Here is a 20373-nt window from a genome sequence, read left to right on the forward strand (position 1 = left end):
GGTCCGATGCCCCAGAGAGCTCCGTCCCGGCAGTGTGGACGCCGTGATCGAAGCAACGGAACTCACCAAGCGCTACGGCCGGATCACCGCCGTCGACCGGCTGTCTTTCACCGTGCGGCCAGGCGTGGTCACCGGTTTTCTGGGCCCGAACGGCGCAGGGAAGACCACGACGCTGCGGATGGTCCTCGGGTTGAACCAGCCCACCGGCGGTACGGTCACCGTCGACGGGCAGCCGTTCGGCGGCCGTCCTCGTGGGCTGCGACACGTGGGCGCTCTGCTCGACGCCCACGACGTGCACGGTGGCCGAACCGCCCGTGCCCATCTGACGGCCCTGGCGGTCAGCAATGGCCTGCCGCGCAGGAGGGTCGTGGAGGTGCTGGCAGAGGCGGGCATGGCGGACGCGGCCGACCGTAGAATCGACGGCTTCTCGCTGGGGATGAGACAACGGCTCGGAATCGCGGCAGCCCTGCTCGGCGACCCGCCCGTACTGCTCTTCGACGAGCCGCTGAACGGCCTCGACCCTGAGGGGGTGAGCTGGGTGCGCAGCCTCTTCAAGCACCTGGCGGAGGAGGGCCGCACCGTGCTCGTCTCCAGTCATCTGATGCGGGAGATGGAGCAGACGGCTGAAGAGCTGATCGTCATCGGCCGCGGCAGGATGATCGCGGCGCAGAGTCTGAGGGACTTCGCAGCCCGCGGCGCACCGCTGCGGGTGAGCGTTCGTACACCCGACGCCGCTGTGTTTCCCGGGCTGTTGGCAGGAGAAGGCGCGACGGTCCGGGCGGAAGACGACGGGGCATACACGGTGACCGGTCTGTCCGCGGATCGCATCGGTGAGCTCGCCTTCACGCACAGGGTGCGGCTGTACGAGCTCAGCCCGCAGTCGGCCTCACTGGAGGAGGCGTTCATGGAACTCACCGCAGGAAGCGTCGAATACCCAGCAGGAGCTGCTCGATGACCTCCGTGAACGACAGGGTGCCCGCCCGCTTCCCGGTCCGTGTGTCTGCTCGGTTCCGCCATCTTCTTGCCGCCGAGTGGATCAAACTTTGGTCGCTGCGTTCCACTTACTGGGTGCTCGGTGGTGGTGCGCTGACCGTCATCGGCATCAACGTGAACTCAGCGGCGTCGAATGCGGACCGGCTGGCGCATCAGCAGCTGCCGCCGGAGCCGGGGGGTCCGTCCCGCCCCGAGTTCCTGTTCGATCCGATGCACACGGCGTTCGTCGATCCCGCCTGGCAGCTGTTCATGATCATAGCTGCGACAGTGGGAGGGATCGCGGTATTCGGCGAGTACTCCAGTGGGCTGATCCGTACGACCTTCGCCGCCGTACCCGACCGGCAGGCGGTGGTCGCCGCCAAGGTGACCGTGATGTCGGCCGTCATGCTGGCCCTCGGCACGCTCGTCTCCGGCACCTCCTTCGGCGTCACCCAGATGCTGCTGAAGGAGTACGGGGGGCTGTCGCTGAGCGACCCGGGCGCACTGCGCGCCGTCGCAGCGGCCGCCCTGCTCGCACCGCTGTGTGCGCTGGCCGGTATGGCGGTGGCGGCGGTCGTCCGGCACGCCGCCGGCTCCATCGTCACCGTCATCGCCCTGCTGTTGCTCCTACCAGCACTTCTCCAAGGAGAGCGCTACCGGTGGGTCAGGGAGATCGGCAACGCCATGCCGCTCAGCGCCTGGAAGCGGCTGGTGACGAACCCTGTGCGGGCGCACGACCTGGGCACGTTCCCGTTGACAGTCACCGAGGCGTGGATCGTCTACGGTGCGTGGACCACCCTGGCCGTGGCTACTGCTGTACTCGTGGTGCGGCGTCGGGACGTGTGAGGGCGGGCCCGCAGCTCATTCTCCACCCGCGCCGTCCGGGCCGGCGGCTCCCTGTGCTGTGGGTTCGCGCCCGTTCCTCGGCTGCCGGGCGACCCTGTCGATGCGAGTCACGCCGTTGCGCTGGTCGTTGGCCTCGGTGAGGCGCTGATTCTCCAAGGTGAGGTACTGCACGTGCTGTGCCAGGACGTCGATCGAAGTGCGCAGCTCGCGTACCTCTCGGGCGTGTTGCCGGCGAAGATTGCGCTCTGCTGCTTTCAGAGCCAGGACTTCCTGTCTGAGCGTGGTCGAGGACGAGCCGGTGGCCCCCTGCGCGGCGACGGACGTTCGGAAGTCGTTCACGGCCTGGGGGCAGCGGTACGCGCTGGCTCGGCTGATGCCTGCTTCGGCGGCCAGAGAGGCGACGGTAAGGGAACCGTCACTACGTATGGGTGCTCCCTTGAGCAGGCGTTCACCGGCTGCGCGGAGGGCAGCCTCGATGCGTTCAGTCGCTGGCATGGTCGACGCCTTCGATCACCTTGTTGATGTCGCTCAGGTGCTGCCGCAGAGCCGTGCGCTGCAGGTCGGAGAGCCCGACGAAGGCGAGGGCTCGCTCGGTGTCTCCGCGCGCGGCTTCCCACCCTGGGCGGTGGCGGTTCGTGATGGTCGAGTTCCCGCAACGATCGGGACGGCAGTTGTTGAGCATGGGCTGGTCCGCGCCAGCAGTTCGGCAGAGGGCGGTTTCGGGCTGGTAGTAGCAGTCGTTCAGCGTTCCGACGTGCAGGGTGTGTGCCGTGGTCCTGAGCATGGCGTGGAGGCGGCGTTCATCGACCACTCGCCCGGGAAAGTCCTGCAGTTCCTCCCGCACGCGCGCGAACTCGTTGTCGGTCCGCGCGCTGCCGGGTGCGGATGAGCGGACACCGGCCTTGAAGTCCTCGTAGCGCTCCACAACGTCCGCCAAGCGTGCCATGGCCTCTTCGGCTGCGACCTCCGCGCGGAAACCCGAGGCTGAGGTACCGGCGTACCCCTCGAACATGGCAACGGAGAGATGCTTGTACTGGATCATTCCGGCGACCGTGCCATAGGGGCGGTGGGCGATGTGCCACGCCACGGTTCTGCGGAACTGGCGGGTGGTGAGGTTCCAGGGTTCCCCGTCGATGTCGGGCACGGGGAAGCCGATGCGAGCGCAGTGGGCCCGAAATGTGTTGAGGTTCTCGTTCATCCGGTTGGCTGAGACCGTCGTATACCGCTCACGTGTCACCGGTCGGCAGAACAGTGCTTCTCGATGGGGCAGCTGTTCCAGGATGCCGATGGCTTCGGCGACGGGCTCGATGACCACCCAGCTCTCCGCCGTGCCACGCCCGCCCTTGACGAGCTGAGAACGTAGTTCGTGACGAACGACGACGCCATCCGCACTGCGCTCGGTGTAGTGGCAGCCGTCCCGCAGTTCCTTCACCTCGGAGTCGCGCATTCCGGACAGATAGGCGATGAGGATGTAACAGGCGGTCCTGAGGAGCAATTCCTCATGAGGTACGGCGGCGGGGCTGAATCTGCCCCGCCAGGGGAGATCCGTCTGAGGGTGCAGGGCTACAAGCGTTTCCATGCCGCCGGGCTCGGGCCCCAGTCGCTCCAGTGCTCGGTCGATGCACTCGTTGTAGACGCCGTCGGCGAATTCTCGACCGGCTCCGGATTTCCGCATGATGTACGTGTAGGCGGGCGAGCCGGCCAGTCGCGACTGCCGTCCCGTCCCGTCCAACACGGGGACCCCCCGTCCGTCGCTGGCAAGGCCGTCGAAATAGCGCTCAAGTCGCTTGAGGGACAGGCAGTGGATGCTTTCGACGGAAGCTTCCAGCTCTCCGAGTTCGGCGCGTGCGTTGATGATGTCCGCTGCCGCGGTACGGACGTAGAACAGTGCCGCCTGCACCATTGGGCTGATCACCTGGGGCGGGATTCTGGGGGTCACGTTCTCGCCCTTGCGCGTCGATTCGCCGCCGACGACCCGGGCGATGGGGCGGCCGTTCCACGGGTTGATAAGCAACGCGTCAGTGGTGACAGCTTGTGCCGCGAGGTACAGGCGCGGGATTACCTGAAGTCGATGGCGAAGGCTGTTCGTGAGCAGCCCTTCGCCTCGGCAGTGAGCGAGATAGGAGTCGAGGACCGGTTGCGTAACCGCGTCCAGGCGAATGCCGTCGTGCTCGGTGTCGAGAAACCGGAGGAAGCAGCGCAGGTTCCACCACTCTGCTGCGACCGTCGAGACGGAAGGCAGTGAACCCCGGGCGGGACGGGTGTTGAGCCTCCAGAAGAGGAACTCGCGTGCGGCTTCACGGCGCACGGCGTCGCCAAGCGACCTGAAGTCGATCAGGAACTCGCTGGCGTACCGGTTTCCGGCAAAACCTGCGACGCCCAGGTTCCAGACCTCGTCTCCGAACCGTGGCACGAGGGACGTGTCGCACACGAGTGGACGTCCGGACAGAACGGGCGCGGTGCCGATGGGGTGGGAAGCACCGTGATCGTGTGGGAGGGGGATTGTGGACATCAGAGGCCTCCGAACAGGTTGGAGGGCAGGAACAGGAGTGGCTCCAAGGACTCGGCTACGGCCTTGGCACTGAGGACGTCGCTCGCACTGAACTTCGGAAGGATCAGTCGTAGAATCTGCTTACGGGCCTCGCCGAAACGCGCCGTCCACTCCGCTTCGGGTGTCTTGGCCCGCTCGGCCTCGATGTGGTTGAGGAACGCCAGGATGGCGGGCAGTTTCCTACGGGTGATAACCGCGTTTCCGCAGCCGAGGCAGCCGAAGAACGACACCGGGCACGCTTTGCCCTTGGTGCCGAAAGGCGAGTCGAAGAAGTCGCGGCAGGACGACAGCCACAGATCGGATGCTCCGGACAGGAGCGGTCCGATTTCCTTCGGAGGCACTCCAAGTAACTGCCCCGCCTCGATGGGGCGTTGAATTAGGTGTTCCTCCTCTTCCGGGGTAAGGACCGAGGGACTGCGGGCCTCGTTGAAGGCGTCCTGCAGGCCATCAGCCACGGCTTGTTCGTGCAGGTCGCGCAGCGAGGGGATGTTCGCGTAGTGCGCTGCGGCGACATCGGGCGAGTGTCCTTGCACGAAGGCCGACATCCTGCCGCCAGTGACCTTGTAGACGGCTGCCTTGTAGGTCTTCCGCAGCCGTGACAAGCGGAGCTCCACAGGGCGGCTTTCGTCGCTGATGCCGTGAGCCGAGACGAAGCGCCGCGCCATGTGCGTCACCGCGCTCGTGCTGAAGCCCGTGGTCAGGATGCCTTCTTTCGTCCGGAACTGCCACAGGGCGGACGAGCCGGTGGTCTCTCTGATGGCGACCGTGAGCCGAAGGGCCAGCCGCAACAGACCCCCCGGCGAGTTGGACGAGCCGTCCCTGACCCGGATCGTGTTCCATTCCTGACCATGCCGACGGCGCTTGAGGTATTCGATCTGTACGTAACCGCGGTTCGGGTTCTTGAGGCAGTCGGAGGTCAGGTCCCTGGCCGCCTCCAGTTCCATTCCGCTTTCGAGGCAGAACAGAAGCAGCAGAGCGAACAGATCGCGGCTTGTGGGATAGAGCAGAGGTGCCAGACGGCCGGGGGAATGCTCGTCGGCCAAGGACTGGCCGACCTGCTGGGCCAACTGTTGGCGCGTGAGCATTCCACGGCTCCGGTGGATCTCCCACAACACGTTGGCGTCGGAGTCCCATCCCGCCACCCGAGGGTCCTGTCCCTGCTCCAGGAGCATGGGTCCCTCCAGCGTCAGCCGCCGTAGAGCCTGGTCGACGTCGGAGCGGGCGGCAGCGCGCAACTGCTCCACCACGTACGGCGAATAGGCATCGCGCGGGGTGTACGAACCGACCGGACCGGCGGAGGTATGGGCGAGGCGCCGCACGAGAGCAGGCGACAGACCTGCGTCCTTGTCGCTGAGCGCCGCAAGATCCAGACAACATCGGAGATACGCGTGTACGGGGTCCTGGAGGATTCCGGATATCTCTCGCGCAGATGGCTCTCAAACCCGTCCAGGTGGCGGGGCAGGAGGTCGCCCACGCGTAGCTCCACATGCTCTGTCGATGTGAGCCAGCGTGCCCATTCGAGGCAGGAGCGAGCACGATTGCGCAGCGTATGAGGAGACCCTGTGCCTTGGCCCACGGCGCAGGAATCCGCCAGTTCGGTACCCAGTGCCCGCAGCAGCCGCTGCTGAGGCTCGTACGTCCAGTCCACGACAGCCGATCGACTGTCCGGGAAGGTGACTTCGAACCTCAGCAGCCCCAGTGCCGCAGGAACTGGATCAGCAGCCTGTGGTGCAGGCGCATTCAAGCGAGCTTGACGTCGGCCACGTCCTACCACGGGTTCTCTCCATATGCCTGTGCCACGGTCAGTTGCTCCTCCTGGAAGACCTGCGTGGCCATGGCGGCAACCTCGGACGCCCAGGTGTCCACCGCACCGTCGATCAACGACTGCGCCTGGTCGGTGCAGTCGAGGTAGATGTACGTCGTCGTGATCGAGGAGTGCCCCAGCAGCCGGCGCAGATGATCGAGGGGATCTCCGAGGATCCGGCGGTACACGCCGTCGGCCATCTCATGCCTGTCCACCGAGCCGATCTGCTCGTGAATCAGCGCCGACAGCAGATGAACCGCGAAGGTGTGCCTGAGCACATGAGGCGTGGCGGTGATATCGACCCCCAGCGTCCGGCACCTCTCCGAGGCGCGCACGAATACGGACTCCCAGGCGGACAGAGACACGGGTCGTGCTTCCTGTCCGAGCCACACGCACGCGGGGCCAAGAGGCCGGTCCTGCTCGTCCATGAGGTAGAGCCGGGACCGGATCGATGGCGGCACACGTGACCAGGGAACTTTCCGCAGTCGACTGTCCTTCGTCTGCATCCGTACGCCCCGGCGGTCGGGTTGGCTCCCCAGCACTGCATCGGCAGGCAGTGGACGGCCTCGGGCATTCCAGCGGTCCACCACCAAGGACCGCTCGATCTCCATGTAATCGGACAGGGCCGCGGCGACTCGGTTCGGCAGTAGGATCCTGCGACCCTTGTCCCGTTTCGCGGTCGGCGGCGCCAGGTCGAACGGCACGCTCTTCTTCCCGTCCTGGCGGTCCGGGGCTGGCAGCTCCGGCCAACAGAGCGACGCGGCCTCCTCGATGCGCAAGCCGGTAGTGACCAGCAGTTCTGCCATGACGACGTTGCGTTCCGCGTTGCGGGCGCGGAAGGACGGATCGGTTGCTCCTGACGGCTGTTGGCCGCGCAGTCCGACATCGCGGAGAGCCGCATATCGGGGGACCGAGAGGAACTTGACGGACCCGCGCTTCGCGGCTTTTTCCACCGCGCGGTTGGTACGGACGGGCACTTGTCGGCCGGATCGCGCTCGCCGTGAGCTCTCGTAGTACTTGAACGGTGTCCGCTCGATCAGGCCCTCGTCCGACGCCCAGGTATAGAACTTGTCCAGGGCCGCGACGGACCGGTTCCAGGTGGAGGCCGAGATGACCTGCGTGGGGTCGGGCGAGATACGCCGGGCCCGGTGGAAGGCCGTGACGTCGTCACGGTCGGCTCGCCAGACGGTCTTGCCGCGATGTTCGTGGAGGAACCGACCCCACGTCAGCAGATCGAGGGCGTACGCCCGCCAGGAGTTCGCCGACCTCACCCCGAGGGTGGGCAAGGACCACAGAAAGCGGTTCAGGTGTATGTCGTAGCTGCCGTCATCGCTGAGGATGAACGGCGCACCGGCGTGTAAACCGTGCCGTTCCAGCGCTCTCTGTGTATCCCTTCCCCCGGCCGCTTCCAGCGCGTCCGGGTTCGTGAAGAAGATCTCCATCTGATCGCACCCCCTGGCCAATCAACGACAGGGGAAGTCGTGAGACACGGTCGTGCGTGGATAACGCCTTCGACCTGACCCTGCTCAGCGCCGAACTGCGCCGCCACGGGCTGCCGTCCCTGCGCGAGCGGCTCGGCGGCCTCGATCCCGCGCCGGTCGTCGACCCGTACACCATCGACCGCCGGGTGGACCGCTACCGTCGCGGCAAACGCAATCTGGAGGCGGTCTGCGGGGAGTACGGGGTCGTGCTCGACGCCGCCCACGACGCGGCGGCGGACGCGCTGGCCGCGGCCCGGCTCGCCCACGCGATAGCCGGCCGCCACCCCAAGGTCGCGGCCCTCGCCCCGGCGGAGCTGCACCGCCGTCAGATCGAGTGGTACGCCGAGTGGGCGGCGGACTTCCAGGACTTCCTGCGCCGCAAGGGCGACCCGGAGGCGGTGGTGGACGCGTCGTGGCCGCTGCGGGAACCGGCGGACGAACCGGTGTGAGTCCTCCCGGTCCTCCCGGCCCTCCCGGTCCTCCCGGTCCTCCGTCGTCACCGGTGGGGCGTCAGAACGGGTACCAGCGCACCGCCGTGTCCCCGTCCCGCAGGGACGCCACCCGGCGTCGGAACTCGGCCAGTGCCTTGGGGTTGCCCGGTGCGTGCTGGGCGACCCAGGCGCAGCTGGCCGTCTCGCGGGCGCCGCGCAGCACCGCGCAGCCGTCCCACGCGCGCACGTCCCAGCCGTAGGCGCGGGTGAACGACTCGTACGCCTCGGGGGGCAGACCGTAGCGGTCGCGGGAGAGGGCCAGCACCACCAGGTCGTGCTCGCGCAGGTCGGCGGAGAAGGTCTCCAGGTCCACCAGGACCGGGCCGTCGGGGCCGACATGGACGTTGCGGGGCAGGGCGTCGCCGTGGATCGGTCCGGGCGGCAGGTGCGGGACCAGGGCGGCCGCGGCCTCGGCGAAGCCGTCACGGCGCCCGCGCAGGTACACCGCGTCCGCCGGGTCGATCACCTCGCCCGCGAGGCGCAGCCAGCGCTCCACCCCGCCGAGGAGTTCGCGGCGCGGCAGGGCGAAGGGCGGGGCGGGGAGCGCGTGCACCTGACGCAGCAGCCCGGCCAGGTCACGCGGCTCGGCGGGTCGTACGGCGGCGGGCAGCCGGTGCCAGACCGTCACCGGGTGGCCGTCCACCGTCAGTGGCTTCGGTTCGGCGGCCCGTACGGCGGGGACCCCCGCCTCGGCGAGCCAGAGCGCGACGTCGAGCTCCCGGCGGGCGCGGTCGAGGAGTTCGGCGTCGCGGCCCACCTTGACGACCAGGCCGCCGACGGCGAACACCGCGTTCTCGCCGAGGGCGAGCAGCTCCCCGGCGGGCCCCAGCCCGGCCCCGGCGAGTACCTCCCGCGCCCGTGCCTCGTCCATCCGTCGCCTCCGTGTCGCCGCGTCCTACCCGTTTTCGTCCGCCAGTGTCGCATTCGCACAGGTCGGACGGTGCGCGCGGACCCTTGACGCTCCGACCGCGGCTCAGCACCATGGCGCCAGGCCACCCGGGCGCCGGGCGCGCCGCACAGGTCAGGCCCGGACGAGCCGCCCCACAGGAGCCGCAACCATGACGCTGGCGATCCCATGACATCGGCGGGTCCGTGACGACGGGCGGATCCGTGACGACGGGCGAGCCCGCGGCGGCGGTGCCATGACGGCGGCGACCAAGACGGACAGACCGCCGTCCCGCCCGGCGCGGCGCGCGCCCCGCCCGGGCGGGGACCGGCCCGTCCTCGACCACGGCGCCTGGTTCCTCGTCCTGCCCGCACTGCTGCCCGTCCTGGTGCTCAGCGTCGGACCGCTGCTGTACGGGATCGCGCTGGCGTTCACCGACGCCCAGTCGGGGCGGACCGAGCCCACGCGGTGGATCGGGGCCCTCAACTTCCGGGACCTGCTGCACGACACCCTGTTCTGGGACTCGTTCCGGATCGGGCTGCTGTGGGCGGCCGGGGTGACCGTGCCGCAGTTCCTTTTGGCGCTAGGCCTCGCCCTGCTGCTCAGCCAGGACCTCCGGCTGCGCTGGCTCGCCCGGGCCCTCGCGATCGTCCCGTGGGCGATGCCCGAGGTCGTGGTCGGCGTCATGTGGCGGCTCGTCTACCACCCGGACGCGGGCGTCCTCAACGAGACGATCCGCGACCTGGGCCTCGGCGAGGGCCGCGACTGGCTCAGCGGACTGGCCACCGCCCTGCCCGCGGTGATCGTGGTCGGCGTCTGGGCGGGCATGCCGCAGACCACGGTCGCCCTGCTCGCCGGAGTCCAGAACACCCCGCGCGAACTCCACGAGGCGGCCGCGGTGGACGGCGCGGGCGCCTGGCGCCGCTTCCGCACCGTGACCTGGCCCGCCATCAGACCGGTGGCGCTGGCGATCACGGCGCTCAACTTCATCTGGAACTTCAACTCCTTCGCCCTGGTGTACGTGCTGACCAGCGGCGGACCCGGCGGCCGCACCCGGCTGCCGATGCTCTTCGCGTACGAGGAGGCCTTCCGCTACGGGCAGTTCGGGTACGCGGCGGCGATGGGCTGCGTGATGGTGGCGGTGATCTCGGTGATCCTCGCCTTCCACCTGGTGGGCCGGTTGCGGGGCGGGGAGGACGGATGAGGACCGGTCCGGTGGCGCGAGCGGGCCAGTACGCGGCGCTCGTCGCCTATCTCGTCTTCCTCGCCGTCCCCTTCCTCTGGCTGGTCTCGACCGCCTTCAAACCACCGCGCGAACTGGGCAGCCTACACCCGACGTGGATCCCCGAGCACCCCACACTCGCCAACTTCCACCAGGCCTTCGACGAGCAGCCGCTGCTGCGCGCGGCGCTCAACTCCCTGATGGCGGCGGTCGGCGCGGCCGTCGTCGCCGTACTGATCGCGACCCCCATGGCGTACGTCGTCGCCCGGCGCCGCACCCTGCTGGCCCGCGCCGCGACCGGCTGGGTGGTGGTCAGCCAGGCGTTCCCGTTCGTACTGGTGATCATCCCCCTGTTCCTGGTGCTGAAGAACCTGCGGCTGATCGACTCGGTCGCCGGTCTGGTCCTGGTGTACGTGGTGTGGTCGCTGCCGTTCGCGCTGTGGATGCTCGTGGGGTACGTACGCGCCGTGCCCGTCGAGCTGGAGGAGGCCGCGGCGGTGGACGGGGCGGGCAAGCTGCGCACGCTGGTGTCGGTGACGGCGCCGCTGCTCGCGCCGGGGGTCGTCGCGACGGCGCTGTTCGCGTTCGTCACCGCCTGGAACGAGTTCTTCTTCGCGCTGGTGCTGCTGAAGACCCCGGAGAACCAGACCCTGCCGGTCGTCCTCGCCCGTTTCATCGGTGCGGAGGGCGTCGCCGACCTGGGCCCCCTCGCGGCGGCGGCCTTCCTGGCGACGCTGCCCTCGCTGGTCGTCTTCGCGATCGTCCAGCGGCGGATCACCAGTGGACTGCTCGCCGGGGCGGTGAAGAGCTGATGCGCGGCAGGCTGTGGACCGCCCTGGTGGCGCTGGTACTCGTGCTCACCGCCTGCTCCGGCGACGGCGACGGCGACAGCGACGACGGCGGTCGCGAGGACGGCCGGATCACCCTGCGCTTCCAGTCCCTGGCCTGGCAGCAGGAGTCGGTCGAGGCCAACGAGGAACTGGTGGCGGAGTGGAACGCCACTCACCCGGGCGTCCGGGTGGAGTACGTCCAGGGCAGCTGGGACAACGTCCACGACCAGTTGCTCACCTCGTTCATGGGCGGGGAGGCACCCGACATCATCCACGACGCCTCCGACGACCTGGCCGACTTCGCCTACGGCGGCTACCTCGCCGATCTGCGCGGCCTCCTGTCCGACCGGCTGGAGGCGGACATCCCGCGCCGCAGCTGGGAGACGACGACGTTCGGGGACGGGATCCACGGAGTGCCGTTCCTCCAGGAGCCGCGCGTGCTCCTCGCCAACGCCACCTGGCTGAGGGAGGCGGGTGTGCGGGTCCCGACCCCGGACGACCCGTGGACGTGGGACGAGTTCCGCTCGGTGACCAAGGAGCTGAGCGACCCGGGGGCCGGGAAGTACGGGGTCGCCTGGCCGCTCAAGGAGCCCGTCTCCGCCACGCTCAACCTGTCCCTGTCCGCCGGGGGCCGCATGTTCCACCGGGACGCGGCCGGCAAGGCGCGCATCCGCTTCGGGGCCGCCGACGCGGTGGTGCCGAGTACGGTCCACGCCCAGGTGAACACCGAAGGCAGCGCGTCGGGCAGCACGCTCGGCATGGGCGGCTCGGACACGCTGCCCGGGTTCTTCGGCGGCCGGTACGCGATGGTCCCGCTGGGCTTCTCCTACCGTCAGCAGATCGTCCGGCAGGCGCCCGAGGGCTTCGACTGGCAGGTGCTGCCCGCCCCCGCGGGCGCCGACGGGCTCACCCAGGGCGTCAGCCCGCAGACCCTCTCGATCGCCGAGGACAGCCCGCACAAGGCGGAGGCGGCCGCGTTCCTCGACTTCCTGCTCCGCCCGGAGAACCAGGTGCGCCTCGCGCTCGGCGACTGGATGCTGCCCACCGGCCGGACGGCCCTCGCGGACCCGGCCCTGCGGACGGAGGAGCACGGCTGGTCCACCGGCACGGCCCTCGCGGAGCACCTCCGCCCGGCCCCCGCCCAGTCCGTCCGCGGCTACCCGGAGTGGAAGGACAAGGTCGCCACACCCGCCCTCCAGGAGTACTACAGCGGCGCGATCGGCCTCGGTGAGCTGCGGACGCGGCTCGTGGAGGACGGGAACCTGGTGCTGGCCCGCTACCAGAGGTAAAGAGGTAGGGACCGACCGGAGAAACTAGTTGCACGAGACGTATCGTCTCGCCTATGGTCGGCGCATGACCTCGCACATAGCCATGTTCTCGATCGCCGCCCACGGCCACGTGAATCCCCACCTCGAGGTGATCCGCGAGCTGGTCGCGCGCGGGCACCGCGTGACGTACGCGATCCCGCCGGTGTTCGCGGACAAGGTCGCCGGGACGGGCGCGGAGCCCAGGCTCTGGAACTCGACGCTGCCCACCCCGGACGACGACCCCTCGGCCTGGGGCGACACACTCCTGGACAACGTGGAGCCCTTCCTGGACGACGCGATCCAGGCGCTGCCCCAGCTGATCGAGGCGTACGAGGGCGACGAACCGGACCTCGTGCTGTACGACACCACCGGCTACCCGGGTGCCGTCCTCGCCCGCCGCTGGGGCGTCCCGGCGATCTCCCTCTCGACGCACATGGTCGCCTGGGAGGGGTACGAGGAGGAGGTCGCCGAGCCGATGTGGCGGGAGCCGAAGCAGACGGAGCGCGGCAAGGCGTACTTCGCCCGCTTCCGCGCCTGGCTCGAGGAGAACGGGATCACCGAGGACCCGGACGACTTCTACGGCCGGCCCGGCCGCTCCCTCGTCCTCATCCCCAAGGCGCTCCAGCCGAACGCCGACCGCGTCGACGAAAGCGTGTACACCTTCGTGGGCGCCTGCCAGGGCGACCGTACGGCCGAGGGGGAGTGGCAGCGGCCCGAGGGCGCCGAGAAGGTGCTGCTCGTGTCGCTCGGCTCGGCCTTCACCAAGCGCCCCGACTTCTACCGCGCGTGCGTCGAGGCCTTCGGCGACCTGCCCGGCTGGCACGTGGTGCTCCAGATCGGCAAGCACGTCGACCCGGCCGAACTGGGTGACGTACCGGCCGACGTGGAGGTGCGCGACTGGGTGCCGCAGCTCGCGATCCTGAAGCAGGCCGACGCGTTCATCACGCACGCGGGCGCCGGCGGCAGCCAGGAGGGCCTCGCCACGGCCACGCCCATGGTCGCCGTACCGCAGGCCGTCGACCAGTTCGGCAACGCGGACATGCTGCAGGCGCTGGGCGTCGCCCGGCACGTACCGAAGGAGGAGGCCACCGCGGAGACCCTGCGCGAGGCGGTGCTGGCCCTGGTCGGTGACCCCGAGGTGGCGCGCCGGCTCGCCCGCATCCAGGCGGAGATGGCCGAGGAGGGCGGCACCCGGCGGGCGGCCGACCTCATCGAGGCGGCGCTCGGGTGACGACCTTCGCGGCGCTGTTGCGCGGAATCAACGTGGGCGGCCACCGGAAGATCCCGATGGCCGGCCTGCGCGGCCTCCTGGAGGAGCTGGGCCACACCGCCGTGGCCACCCACCTGCAGAGTGGCAACGCGGTGTTCAGCACGGACGGTGACGACGACGAGGACAACCTGGCCGCCGGCATCGTACAGCTCCTGGAGAAGCGGTTCGGCTTCCCGGTGGACGTCCTCGTGCGCGACCACGCCTATCTGCGGGCCGTCCGCGAGGCCTGCCCCTTTCCGGCGGCCGACCTCCAGCCCAGGCAGCTCCACGTCACGTACTTCTCGGCCCCGGTGGACGCGGACCGCTTCGCGCACCTCGACCGGCCGTCCTTCCTCCCCGAGGAGTTCCGCGTCGGCGACCGTGCCCTGTACCTGTACGCGCCCGACGGTCTCGGCCGTTCCCGGCTGGCGGACACCCTGGCCCGTCCCCGCCTCCTCGAGGGGCTGATCGCCACGACCCGCAACTGGAACACGGTCGTCAAGCTGGAGGAACTGACCCGTGGCTGACCACCGGGACACCGCGGTCGAGGCCGCGGTGCGGGGCGAACTGCGGCTGCTCGACCCGGAGGTCTGCCGCGTGCCCGACCTCGTGGGGGCGCTGCTGCACCCGGAGTTCACGGAGTTCGGCGTCTCGGGGCGGCGGTGGGACCGGGCCTCGATCGTCGCGGCGCTCACCGACCCGGCCGGCCCGATGGCGCGTCCCGCGACGGCTCGGATGCACGGCGTCCGGGTCGCCCCCGATGTCGTCCACCTCACCTATGACTCGGAGAGCGACGGCCGCTGGGCGCATCGTAGTTCGCTGTGGCGGCGTACGGGGGACGGCTGGCGGCTGTACTTCCACCAGGGGACGCCGTTCGACCCGGCGCGGGAGTGAGCCGTGGCTGTCGCGTTCCTTCAAGACCAGCGGTGCGGAGGGCCCGTAACGTCGCGGTCATGAGTGACGAACCAAGCATCAGCGGCCTGCTGGCAGCCGCCTCCGCCCGCGCCGTGCCCGTGGTGCGCGGGGTGACCGACGACCGGCTCGGCGACCCGACCCCGTGCGCCGAGTACACCGTGCGGGAACTGGTCGGCCACCTCACGCACGTGGTCGTGGGGTTCCAGGCGTACGCGGCCAAGGGGCAGGCGGACTTCTCGGTGACGCCCGACCACGTCGGCGAGGACCCTCGCTGGCGGGAGCGGTTCGCCGCCGAGGCGCGGAAGCTGGCCGAGGCGTGGGCGGCACCCGGTGCCGAGGAGGGCACGGCCGGGCAGCTGGACCTCCCCGCCCGCACCCTGGGCCACATGGCGCTCCTCGACCTACTGGTGCACCCCTGGGACCTGGCCCGCGCCACCGGGCAGGAGTACGCGCCCGACCCCGCCGTCGTCGACGCCCTGGTGCAGGTGGTGGAGCGGATGGCGCCGATGGCCCGGGAGTGGAAGGCGTTCGGCGACCCGGCACCCGTACCGGACGGTGCCACGTCCTTCGAGCGGCTGCTCGCGACGACCGGACGGGACCCGCGCCCGGACACCGTGTAGACGGCGGTACGGCTCAGGCGCCCAGGGCCGCCAGCGCCGGCCGCCGGGCCGCCTCGTAACGCTCCAGCAGCACCCGGGCCACCTCGGGTGCCGGGCCCAGGACGTCCGCGAGGACGTCCGCCCCGGCGGCGCCCCGGGCGATGCGGTCCGGGAGGAAACCGGGCGCGAGGACGTACGGGGCGACCGCCACCCGGGCGCAGCCCGCGGCGCGCAGTTCCCGTACCGCGTCCTCGGTGCGGGGGAGGGACGCGGAGGCGAACGCGGGCCGCACGGCGCGCCAGCCGGTGCGCCGCCACTCCCGCGCGATGTCCGCGATCACCGCGATCGCCTCCGGGTCGCTGGACCCCGCCGAGGCCAGCACGACCCCGGTCGAGGACCTGTCGGCGGGGGAGAGCCCCGCCTCGAACAGCCGGCGCTCCAGCGCCGCCAGCAGCAGCGGCGACGGGCCGAGCACCTCCGCCTGACGGACGCGCAACCGGCCCGGCGCCTCCCGCAGGACGGCGGGGATGTCCGACTTGGCGTGGAAGGCGCGGGTGAGGAGCAGCGGCAGCGCCACCACGTCCCGTACGCCCTCCGCCGCCAGGGACTCGAGGACGCCCTGCACGGAGGGGACGTTGAAGTCCAGGAAGCCGGTCTCCACGCGCAGCCCCGGCCGCATCGCCCGTACCCGCCGCACGAGGGCATGCACGGTCGCGGCGTGCCGCGGGTCGCGGCTGCCGTGGGCGATGACGAGGAGCACCGGGGCGGGCATGGAACGCATGGACGGTCAGCTTTTCACGAGGAGGCCGCGGCTGCGCAGGACGTACCGCTCCAGCGGACTGAAGATCAGCAGGTCGATCGCGATGCCGACGACGAGGATGAGGAGGATGGCGAGGAACACCATGGACATCGAACTGGAGTTGCGGCCGTTCTCCAGGAGCTGGCCGAGTCCGGTGCCGAGGTCGGGGTGCTGGGCGATGATCTCCGCCGCCATCAGCGAGCGCCACGAGAACGCCCAGCCCTGCTTCAGCCCCGCCACGTAGCCGGGCAGCGCCGCCGGCATCACGATGTGCCAGGTGCCGCGCAGCCCCGTCGCACCGAGGGTGCGGCCGGCCCGCAGGAAGAGCGGGGGCACCTGGTCGACGCCGGACACCAGGCCGTTGGCGATCGACGGGACCGCGCCGAGCAGGATGACCGCGTACATCATCTGGTCGTTGAGGCCCAGCCAGATCACGGCCGGCGGCACCCAAGCCACCGAGGGGAGGGACTGGAGGCCGGAGAGGATCGGGCCGATCGCCGCGCGGACGAACCTCACCCGGGACACCAGCAGCCCCAGCGGCGTGCCGATCGCGAGCGCCAGCAGGAAGCCGAACAGGCCGCGGGAGACGGAGGTCCAGATGTACTCGAGCAGGGTGCCCTGCAGCCAGGCGTCCTGGATCTCGCCCCACACGTCGCCGGGCGCGGGCAGCTTGGACGGGTCGTCGACGATTCCGAACGAGACCAGTGCCTGCCACACCACCAGCACCAGCGCGACGGCGACCATCGGCGGCAGGATCTTGCGGACGAAGGTCTCCCGGAACGGCGGGCGCCCGGTGTGGACGGTCTCCAGCGCGTCCAGGCCCGCCTCCAGGCCCGCGAGGTCGCCGCCGTGCTTCACGCTCTTCTCGTCCTCGACGTCGCCGTCCTGCACGGCGGAGGTCTCAGTGCTGGCCATGGCGGCGGATCTCCCCACGCAGTTCTTCGGTGATCTCGACGGACAGCTCCGCCACGGCGGTGTCCTCGATGCGGCGCGGCTGCGGGATGTCCACCGTCCACTGGCGGGCGATACGGCCCGGACGGGAGGACAGCAGCACCACGCGCTCCGCGAGCCGTACCGCCTCGCGCACGTTGTGCGTCACGAACAGCACGGACACGTTCGTCTCCCGCCAGATGCGGGTCAGCTCGTCGTGCAGCACGTCGCGGGTGATGGCGTCGAGCGCGGCGAACGGCTCGTCCATCAGCAGCAGCTTGCTCTCCTGGGCGAGCGCGCGGGCCAGGGCCACGCGCTGGCGCATGCCGCCCGACAGCTCGTGCACGCGCTTGCCGTACGCGCCGCCGAGCCGGACGAGCTCCAGCAGCTCCTCGGCCCGGCCGCGCCGCTCGTTCTTGGGCACGCCCCGCAGCTTCAGGGCGAGCTCGATGTTCTTGCCCGCGGTCAGCCACGGGAACAGGGCGTGCTCCTGGAACATCAGGGCGGGCCGCCCGTCGGTGGTGATGTCCCCGGCGGACGGGGCGTCGAGCCCCGCCACCAGGTTCAGCAGCGTCGACTTGCCGCAGCCCGAGGCCCCCAGGAGGGTGACGAACTCACCCGGGGCGACATCGAGCGTGATGTCGTCGAGGACGAGCTGCCGCCCCGCGGGGCCGGTGAAGGACTTCGAGACGTGCTCGATGCGAGCGGCGTGCCGCACCGTGCCGGTGCCCTCGGCGCCCTCGGCGAGCGTGGTGGTGGCCATGGTCGTCACCTCCTGGGAATCCTGGAATCGGTCGGGGCAGGGGTTACTTCACGCCGAGGCCGGCGTCGTCGACCTCGGGCTCGCCCTCCGCTTTCAGCACCTTGTTCAGCAGCGTCAGGTCGTAGATCCCGTCCAGGACGGGCTCCTCCAGCAGGCCCGCCTGCACGGCGTTGGCCGCCTCGGTGTCCAGGGTGGAGGCGAGCGGGTCGTCGATGATCTGGATGGACTTCCACGCCGGGTCGAGCACCTCGGCGGGCAGCGCCTTGCCGGAGTCCTGCTTCAGCCGCTCGTTGGCGACCGCCTTGGCCTCCTCCGGGTTGTCGTTGATCCACGCGTTGGTCTTCACCGAGCCGCGCAGCACGGCCTCGACGACGTCCGGGTGCTCCTCGAGGAACTTCTGCGACACGATGATGTTCGTGATCACGAACTTCTTGTCGGGCCACAGGTCGGCCTCGTCCAGCAGCACCTCGGCGCCCTCGGCGACCAGCTTGGACGCGGTCGGCTCCGGCACCCAGGCGCCGTCGATGGAGCCCGACCTGTAGGCGTCCGGGGCGACCTTGTTGTCCGTACGCACCACGGACACGTCGCCCTTGCCGCTCTGTGCGTCGACCTTCCAGCCCTGCTCGTTGATCCAGTTGAGCAGCGCCACGTCCTGGGTGTTGCCGAGCTGCGGGGTGGCGATCCGCTTGCCCTTGACGTCGTCCAGGGTCTTGATCTTGTCCGGGTTCACCACGAGCTTCACCCCGCCGGACGCCGAACCGCCGATGATCCGCAGGTTCTTGCCGCCCGACTTGGTGTAGCCGTTGACCGCCGGGGACGGGCCGATCCAGCCGATGTCGATGGAGCCGGAGTTCAGCGCCTCGATCTCGGAGGGTCCGGCGTTGAACGTCGCGTACTCGGCCTTGGTGCCGCCGAGTTCCTTCTGGAAGATGCCCTCCTGCCGGCCCACCAGCGCGGTGGCGTGCGTGAGGTTGCCGAAGTAGCCGATCCGTACGGTGTCGAGACCGTCGATCTTCTCGGCCCCGGCGGAGACCTTCTCGGTCTCGTCGCCGGTGCTCTCGGAGCCGTAGCCGCAGGCGGCCAGGGTGAGCAGGGGAAGCGCGGCCAGTACGGCGAGGGAGCGCCGGAAGGCGGTGGTGGCAGGCACGGGAGGTCGTTCCTCTCGTTGGCCCGGCGGGTCACGGCCTGTCGGTTCGTCGGATCAGGCGGTGGCCGGGAGATCGGCAGGTCTTCGTCGAGCACGCGACGGCGGGTGGGGGGTGAGGGCGCGCAGGCAGTGCGCGTACGTCAGCGCACACATCGCGCGACCCCGCCCTGCCCGCTGCCGAGGGCGCCGCTGCCGACGCGGCCGCCCTCCTTGGCGAACGTCGACCAGAAGTCGTGGAAGGACATGTCAGAAGTCCCACCCGTCGTCGTCGGCCTCGTCCCTGACGGGCTCCGGCGCGGCGAACGACTCGCCGACCATGCCCGCGGTCAGCGTGGTGCCGTCGGCGGGGTCGATCAGGATGAAGGAGCCGGTGCGCCGCGAGTCCGCGTAGGCGTCGACCGGCAGCGGCTCGGCGGTACGGATCTTGACCCGGCCGATGTCGTTGGCGACGAGCCGGCCCGGGTGCGGGTGCAGGGACAGGTCGTCCAGGGTCAGCCGGGACGGGATGTCCTTGACGATCGCCTTGACCGTGCGGGTGCCGTGCTTGAGCAGCACCCGGTGGCCCACGGTCAGCGCCTGGTCGGCGACGTGGCAGACGGTCGCCTCGATGTCCTGCGTGGTGGCGGGCGCGTCCTTCGTCGGCACGATCAGGTCGCCGCGCGAGACGTCGATGTCGTCCTCGAGCAGCAGGGTCACCGACTGGGGCGTCCACGCCACGTCGACCCGCTCGCCCAGCAGGTCGATCCCGGTGAGCGTCGTCGTCCGGCCCGAGGGCAGCACCGTCACCGGCTCGCCGACACGGAACGTACCGGCCGCGATCTGCCCCGCGTACCCCCGGTAGTCCGGGTGCTCGGCGGTCTGCGGACGGATCACGTACTGCACGGGCAGCCGGGCGTGGCAGTGCGCCAGGTCGTGGCTGACGGCGACGGTCTCCAGGTGCTCCAGGACCGTCGGGCCGCCGTACCAGTCCATGTGCGCGGAAGGCTCCACGACGTTGTCGCCCGCCAGCGCGGAGATCGGGATCGCGGTGATCTCCGGGACGCCCAGCTCGGACGCGTACGCCGTGAACTCCTCGGCGATCGCCGCGAACTCCTTCTCCCGGTAGCCGACGAGGTCCATCTTGTTGACGGCGAGGACGACGTGCGGGACGCGGAGCAGGGCGGCGATGGCGGCGTGGCGGCGGGTCTGCTCGACGACGCCGTTGCGGGCGTCGACGAGGACGACCGTCAGCTCGGCCGTGGAGGCCCCGGTGACCATGTTGCGGGTGTACTGCACGTGGCCCGGGGTGTCGGCGAGGATGAACCGGCGCCGCGGGGTGGCGAAGTAGCGGTAGGCCACGTCGATGGTGATGCCCTGCTCGCGCTCGGCCCGCAGCCCGTCGGTGAGCAGCGCCAGGTCGGGGCCCTCCTGGCCGCGGCTCGCGGAGGCGCGCTCCACGGCCTCCAGCTGGTCGGTGAGGACCGACTTGGAGTCGTGCAGCAGCCGCCCGACGAGGGTGGACTTGCCGTCGTCGACGGAGCCCGCGGTGGCGAACCGCAGCAGGGTGGTGGCCGAGAGCGCCTCGGTCGTGGTGGTGCTCAT

19 protein-coding genes and 1 pseudogene are annotated in these 20373 nt (G+C 70.3%); 10 read left to right on the forward strand and 10 right to left on the reverse strand.

The genetic code is table 11. The features are described from left to right. Positions 1-43: 43 nt before the first annotated feature. Positions 44-955, forward strand: coding sequence for an ABC transporter ATP-binding protein (locus UW392_RS58530; RefSeq protein WP_320783661.1), 912 nt, complete (start codon positions 44-46; stop codon positions 953-955). Continuing rightward, the gene (locus tag UW392_RS58535) at positions 952-1818 is read left to right on the forward strand and encodes an ABC transporter permease (protein ID WP_320783662.1); all 867 of its coding nucleotides are present in this window, start codon (positions 952-954) and stop codon (positions 1816-1818) included. The genes UW392_RS58530 and UW392_RS58535 overlap by 4 nt, the downstream gene beginning before the upstream one ends. A 15-nt stretch (positions 1819-1833) precedes the next feature. Here UW392_RS58535 and UW392_RS58540 read toward each other — a convergent pair whose 3' ends face one another. The 4 genes from UW392_RS58540 to UW392_RS58555 form a co-directional block, all read right to left on the reverse strand. Then, the gene (locus tag UW392_RS58540) at positions 1834-2313 is read right to left on the reverse strand and encodes a hypothetical protein (protein ID WP_320783663.1); all 480 of its coding nucleotides are present in this window, start codon (positions 2311-2313) and stop codon (positions 1834-1836) included. Continuing rightward, the gene (locus UW392_RS58545) at positions 2300-4231 is read right to left on the reverse strand and encodes a hypothetical protein (protein ID WP_320783664.1); all 1932 of its coding nucleotides are present in this window, start codon (positions 4229-4231) and stop codon (positions 2300-2302) included. The genes UW392_RS58540 and UW392_RS58545 overlap by 14 nt, the downstream gene beginning before the upstream one ends. Positions 4232-4329: 98 nt before the next feature. Next, entirely contained in the window at positions 4330-5688 is a 1359-nt protein-coding gene (locus UW392_RS58550) for a hypothetical protein (RefSeq protein ID WP_320783665.1), read from the reverse strand. A 448-nt stretch (positions 5689-6136) separates the two neighbouring features. Beyond that, positions 6137-7615: a tyrosine-type recombinase/integrase gene (locus UW392_RS58555; RefSeq protein ID WP_320783666.1), complete on the reverse strand. Its 1479-nt coding sequence runs from the start codon at positions 7613-7615 to the stop codon at positions 6137-6139. Positions 7616-7680: 65 nt separating this feature from the next. On the opposite strand from UW392_RS58555, the pseudogene UW392_RS58560 reads away from it, so the two are divergent. After that, positions 7681-8103: pseudogene (locus tag UW392_RS58560) on the forward strand (3'-5' exonuclease); the annotation flags it as partial. A gap of 61 nt (positions 8104-8164) precedes the next feature. Here UW392_RS58560 and UW392_RS58565 read toward each other — a convergent pair. Beyond that, positions 8165-9016 carry an aminoglycoside phosphotransferase family protein gene (locus UW392_RS58565; protein WP_320783667.1) on the reverse strand — a complete coding sequence of 284 codons (852 nt, stop codon included), beginning with the start codon at positions 9014-9016 and terminating at the stop codon, positions 8165-8167. A 271-nt stretch (positions 9017-9287) separates the two neighbouring features. Between UW392_RS58565 and UW392_RS58570 the strand changes: the two genes are divergently transcribed. From UW392_RS58570 to UW392_RS58600, 7 genes are all read left to right on the forward strand, one after another. Next, positions 9288-10235, forward strand: coding sequence for a sugar ABC transporter permease (locus tag UW392_RS58570; protein ID WP_320783668.1), 948 nt, complete (start codon positions 9288-9290; stop codon positions 10233-10235). After that, positions 10232-11065 carry a carbohydrate ABC transporter permease gene (locus UW392_RS58575; RefSeq protein ID WP_320783669.1) on the forward strand — a complete coding sequence of 278 codons (834 nt, stop codon included), beginning with the start codon at positions 10232-10234 and terminating at the stop codon, positions 11063-11065. Before UW392_RS58570 ends, UW392_RS58575 begins: the two co-directional genes overlap by 4 nt. Next, positions 11065-12372, forward strand: a complete 1308-nt coding sequence (locus UW392_RS58580; RefSeq protein ID WP_320783670.1) for a sugar ABC transporter substrate-binding protein — start codon at positions 11065-11067, stop codon at positions 12370-12372. The genes UW392_RS58575 and UW392_RS58580 overlap by 1 nt, the downstream gene beginning before the upstream one ends. A gap of 64 nt (positions 12373-12436) precedes the next feature. Next, positions 12437-13621, forward strand: a complete 1185-nt coding sequence (gene mgt, locus UW392_RS58585; RefSeq protein WP_320783671.1) for a macrolide-inactivating glycosyltransferase — start codon at positions 12437-12439, stop codon at positions 13619-13621. Beyond that, entirely contained in the window at positions 13618-14166 is a 549-nt protein-coding gene (locus UW392_RS58590; protein WP_320783672.1) for a DUF1697 domain-containing protein, read from the forward strand. Before mgt ends, UW392_RS58590 begins: the two co-directional genes overlap by 4 nt. After that, positions 14159-14533, forward strand: coding sequence for a nuclear transport factor 2 family protein (locus tag UW392_RS58595; RefSeq protein WP_320783673.1), 375 nt, complete (start codon positions 14159-14161; stop codon positions 14531-14533). The genes UW392_RS58590 and UW392_RS58595 overlap by 8 nt, the downstream gene beginning before the upstream one ends. A 59-nt stretch (positions 14534-14592) precedes the next feature. Beyond that, the gene (locus UW392_RS58600) at positions 14593-15174 is read left to right on the forward strand and encodes a TIGR03086 family metal-binding protein (RefSeq protein ID WP_320783674.1); all 582 of its coding nucleotides are present in this window, start codon (positions 14593-14595) and stop codon (positions 15172-15174) included. Between the two features lie 13 nt (positions 15175-15187). Here UW392_RS58600 and UW392_RS58605 read toward each other — a convergent pair whose 3' ends face one another. The 5 genes from UW392_RS58605 to UW392_RS58625 all read right to left on the reverse strand — a co-directional run bounded on the left by UW392_RS58605 (position 15188) and on the right by UW392_RS58625 (position 20373). Then, positions 15188-15925, reverse strand: a complete 738-nt coding sequence (locus UW392_RS58605) for a sirohydrochlorin chelatase (protein ID WP_320783695.1) — start codon at positions 15923-15925, stop codon at positions 15188-15190. A 15-nt stretch (positions 15926-15940) separates the two neighbouring features. Continuing rightward, positions 15941-16867 (reverse strand): ABC transporter permease, encoded by a 927-nt coding sequence (locus UW392_RS58610; RefSeq protein WP_320783675.1) that lies wholly within the window; start codon positions 16865-16867, stop codon positions 15941-15943. Further along, on the reverse strand, positions 16854-17645 hold the full coding sequence (locus tag UW392_RS58615) for an ABC transporter ATP-binding protein (RefSeq protein WP_320783676.1): 792 nt from the start codon (positions 17643-17645) through the stop codon (positions 16854-16856). Before UW392_RS58615 ends, UW392_RS58610 begins: the two co-directional genes overlap by 14 nt. A gap of 43 nt (positions 17646-17688) precedes the next feature. Beyond that, a complete protein-coding gene (locus UW392_RS58620; protein ID WP_320783677.1) occupies positions 17689-18792 on the reverse strand; it encodes an aliphatic sulfonate ABC transporter substrate-binding protein in 1104 nt (367 codons plus the stop codon). Positions 18793-19038: 246 nt separating this feature from the next. Further along, the gene (locus tag UW392_RS58625) at positions 19039-20373 is read right to left on the reverse strand and encodes a sulfate adenylyltransferase subunit 1 (protein ID WP_320783678.1); all 1335 of its coding nucleotides are present in this window, start codon (positions 20371-20373) and stop codon (positions 19039-19041) included.

This window comes from Streptomyces sp. CRN 30 (assembly GCF_034105845.1).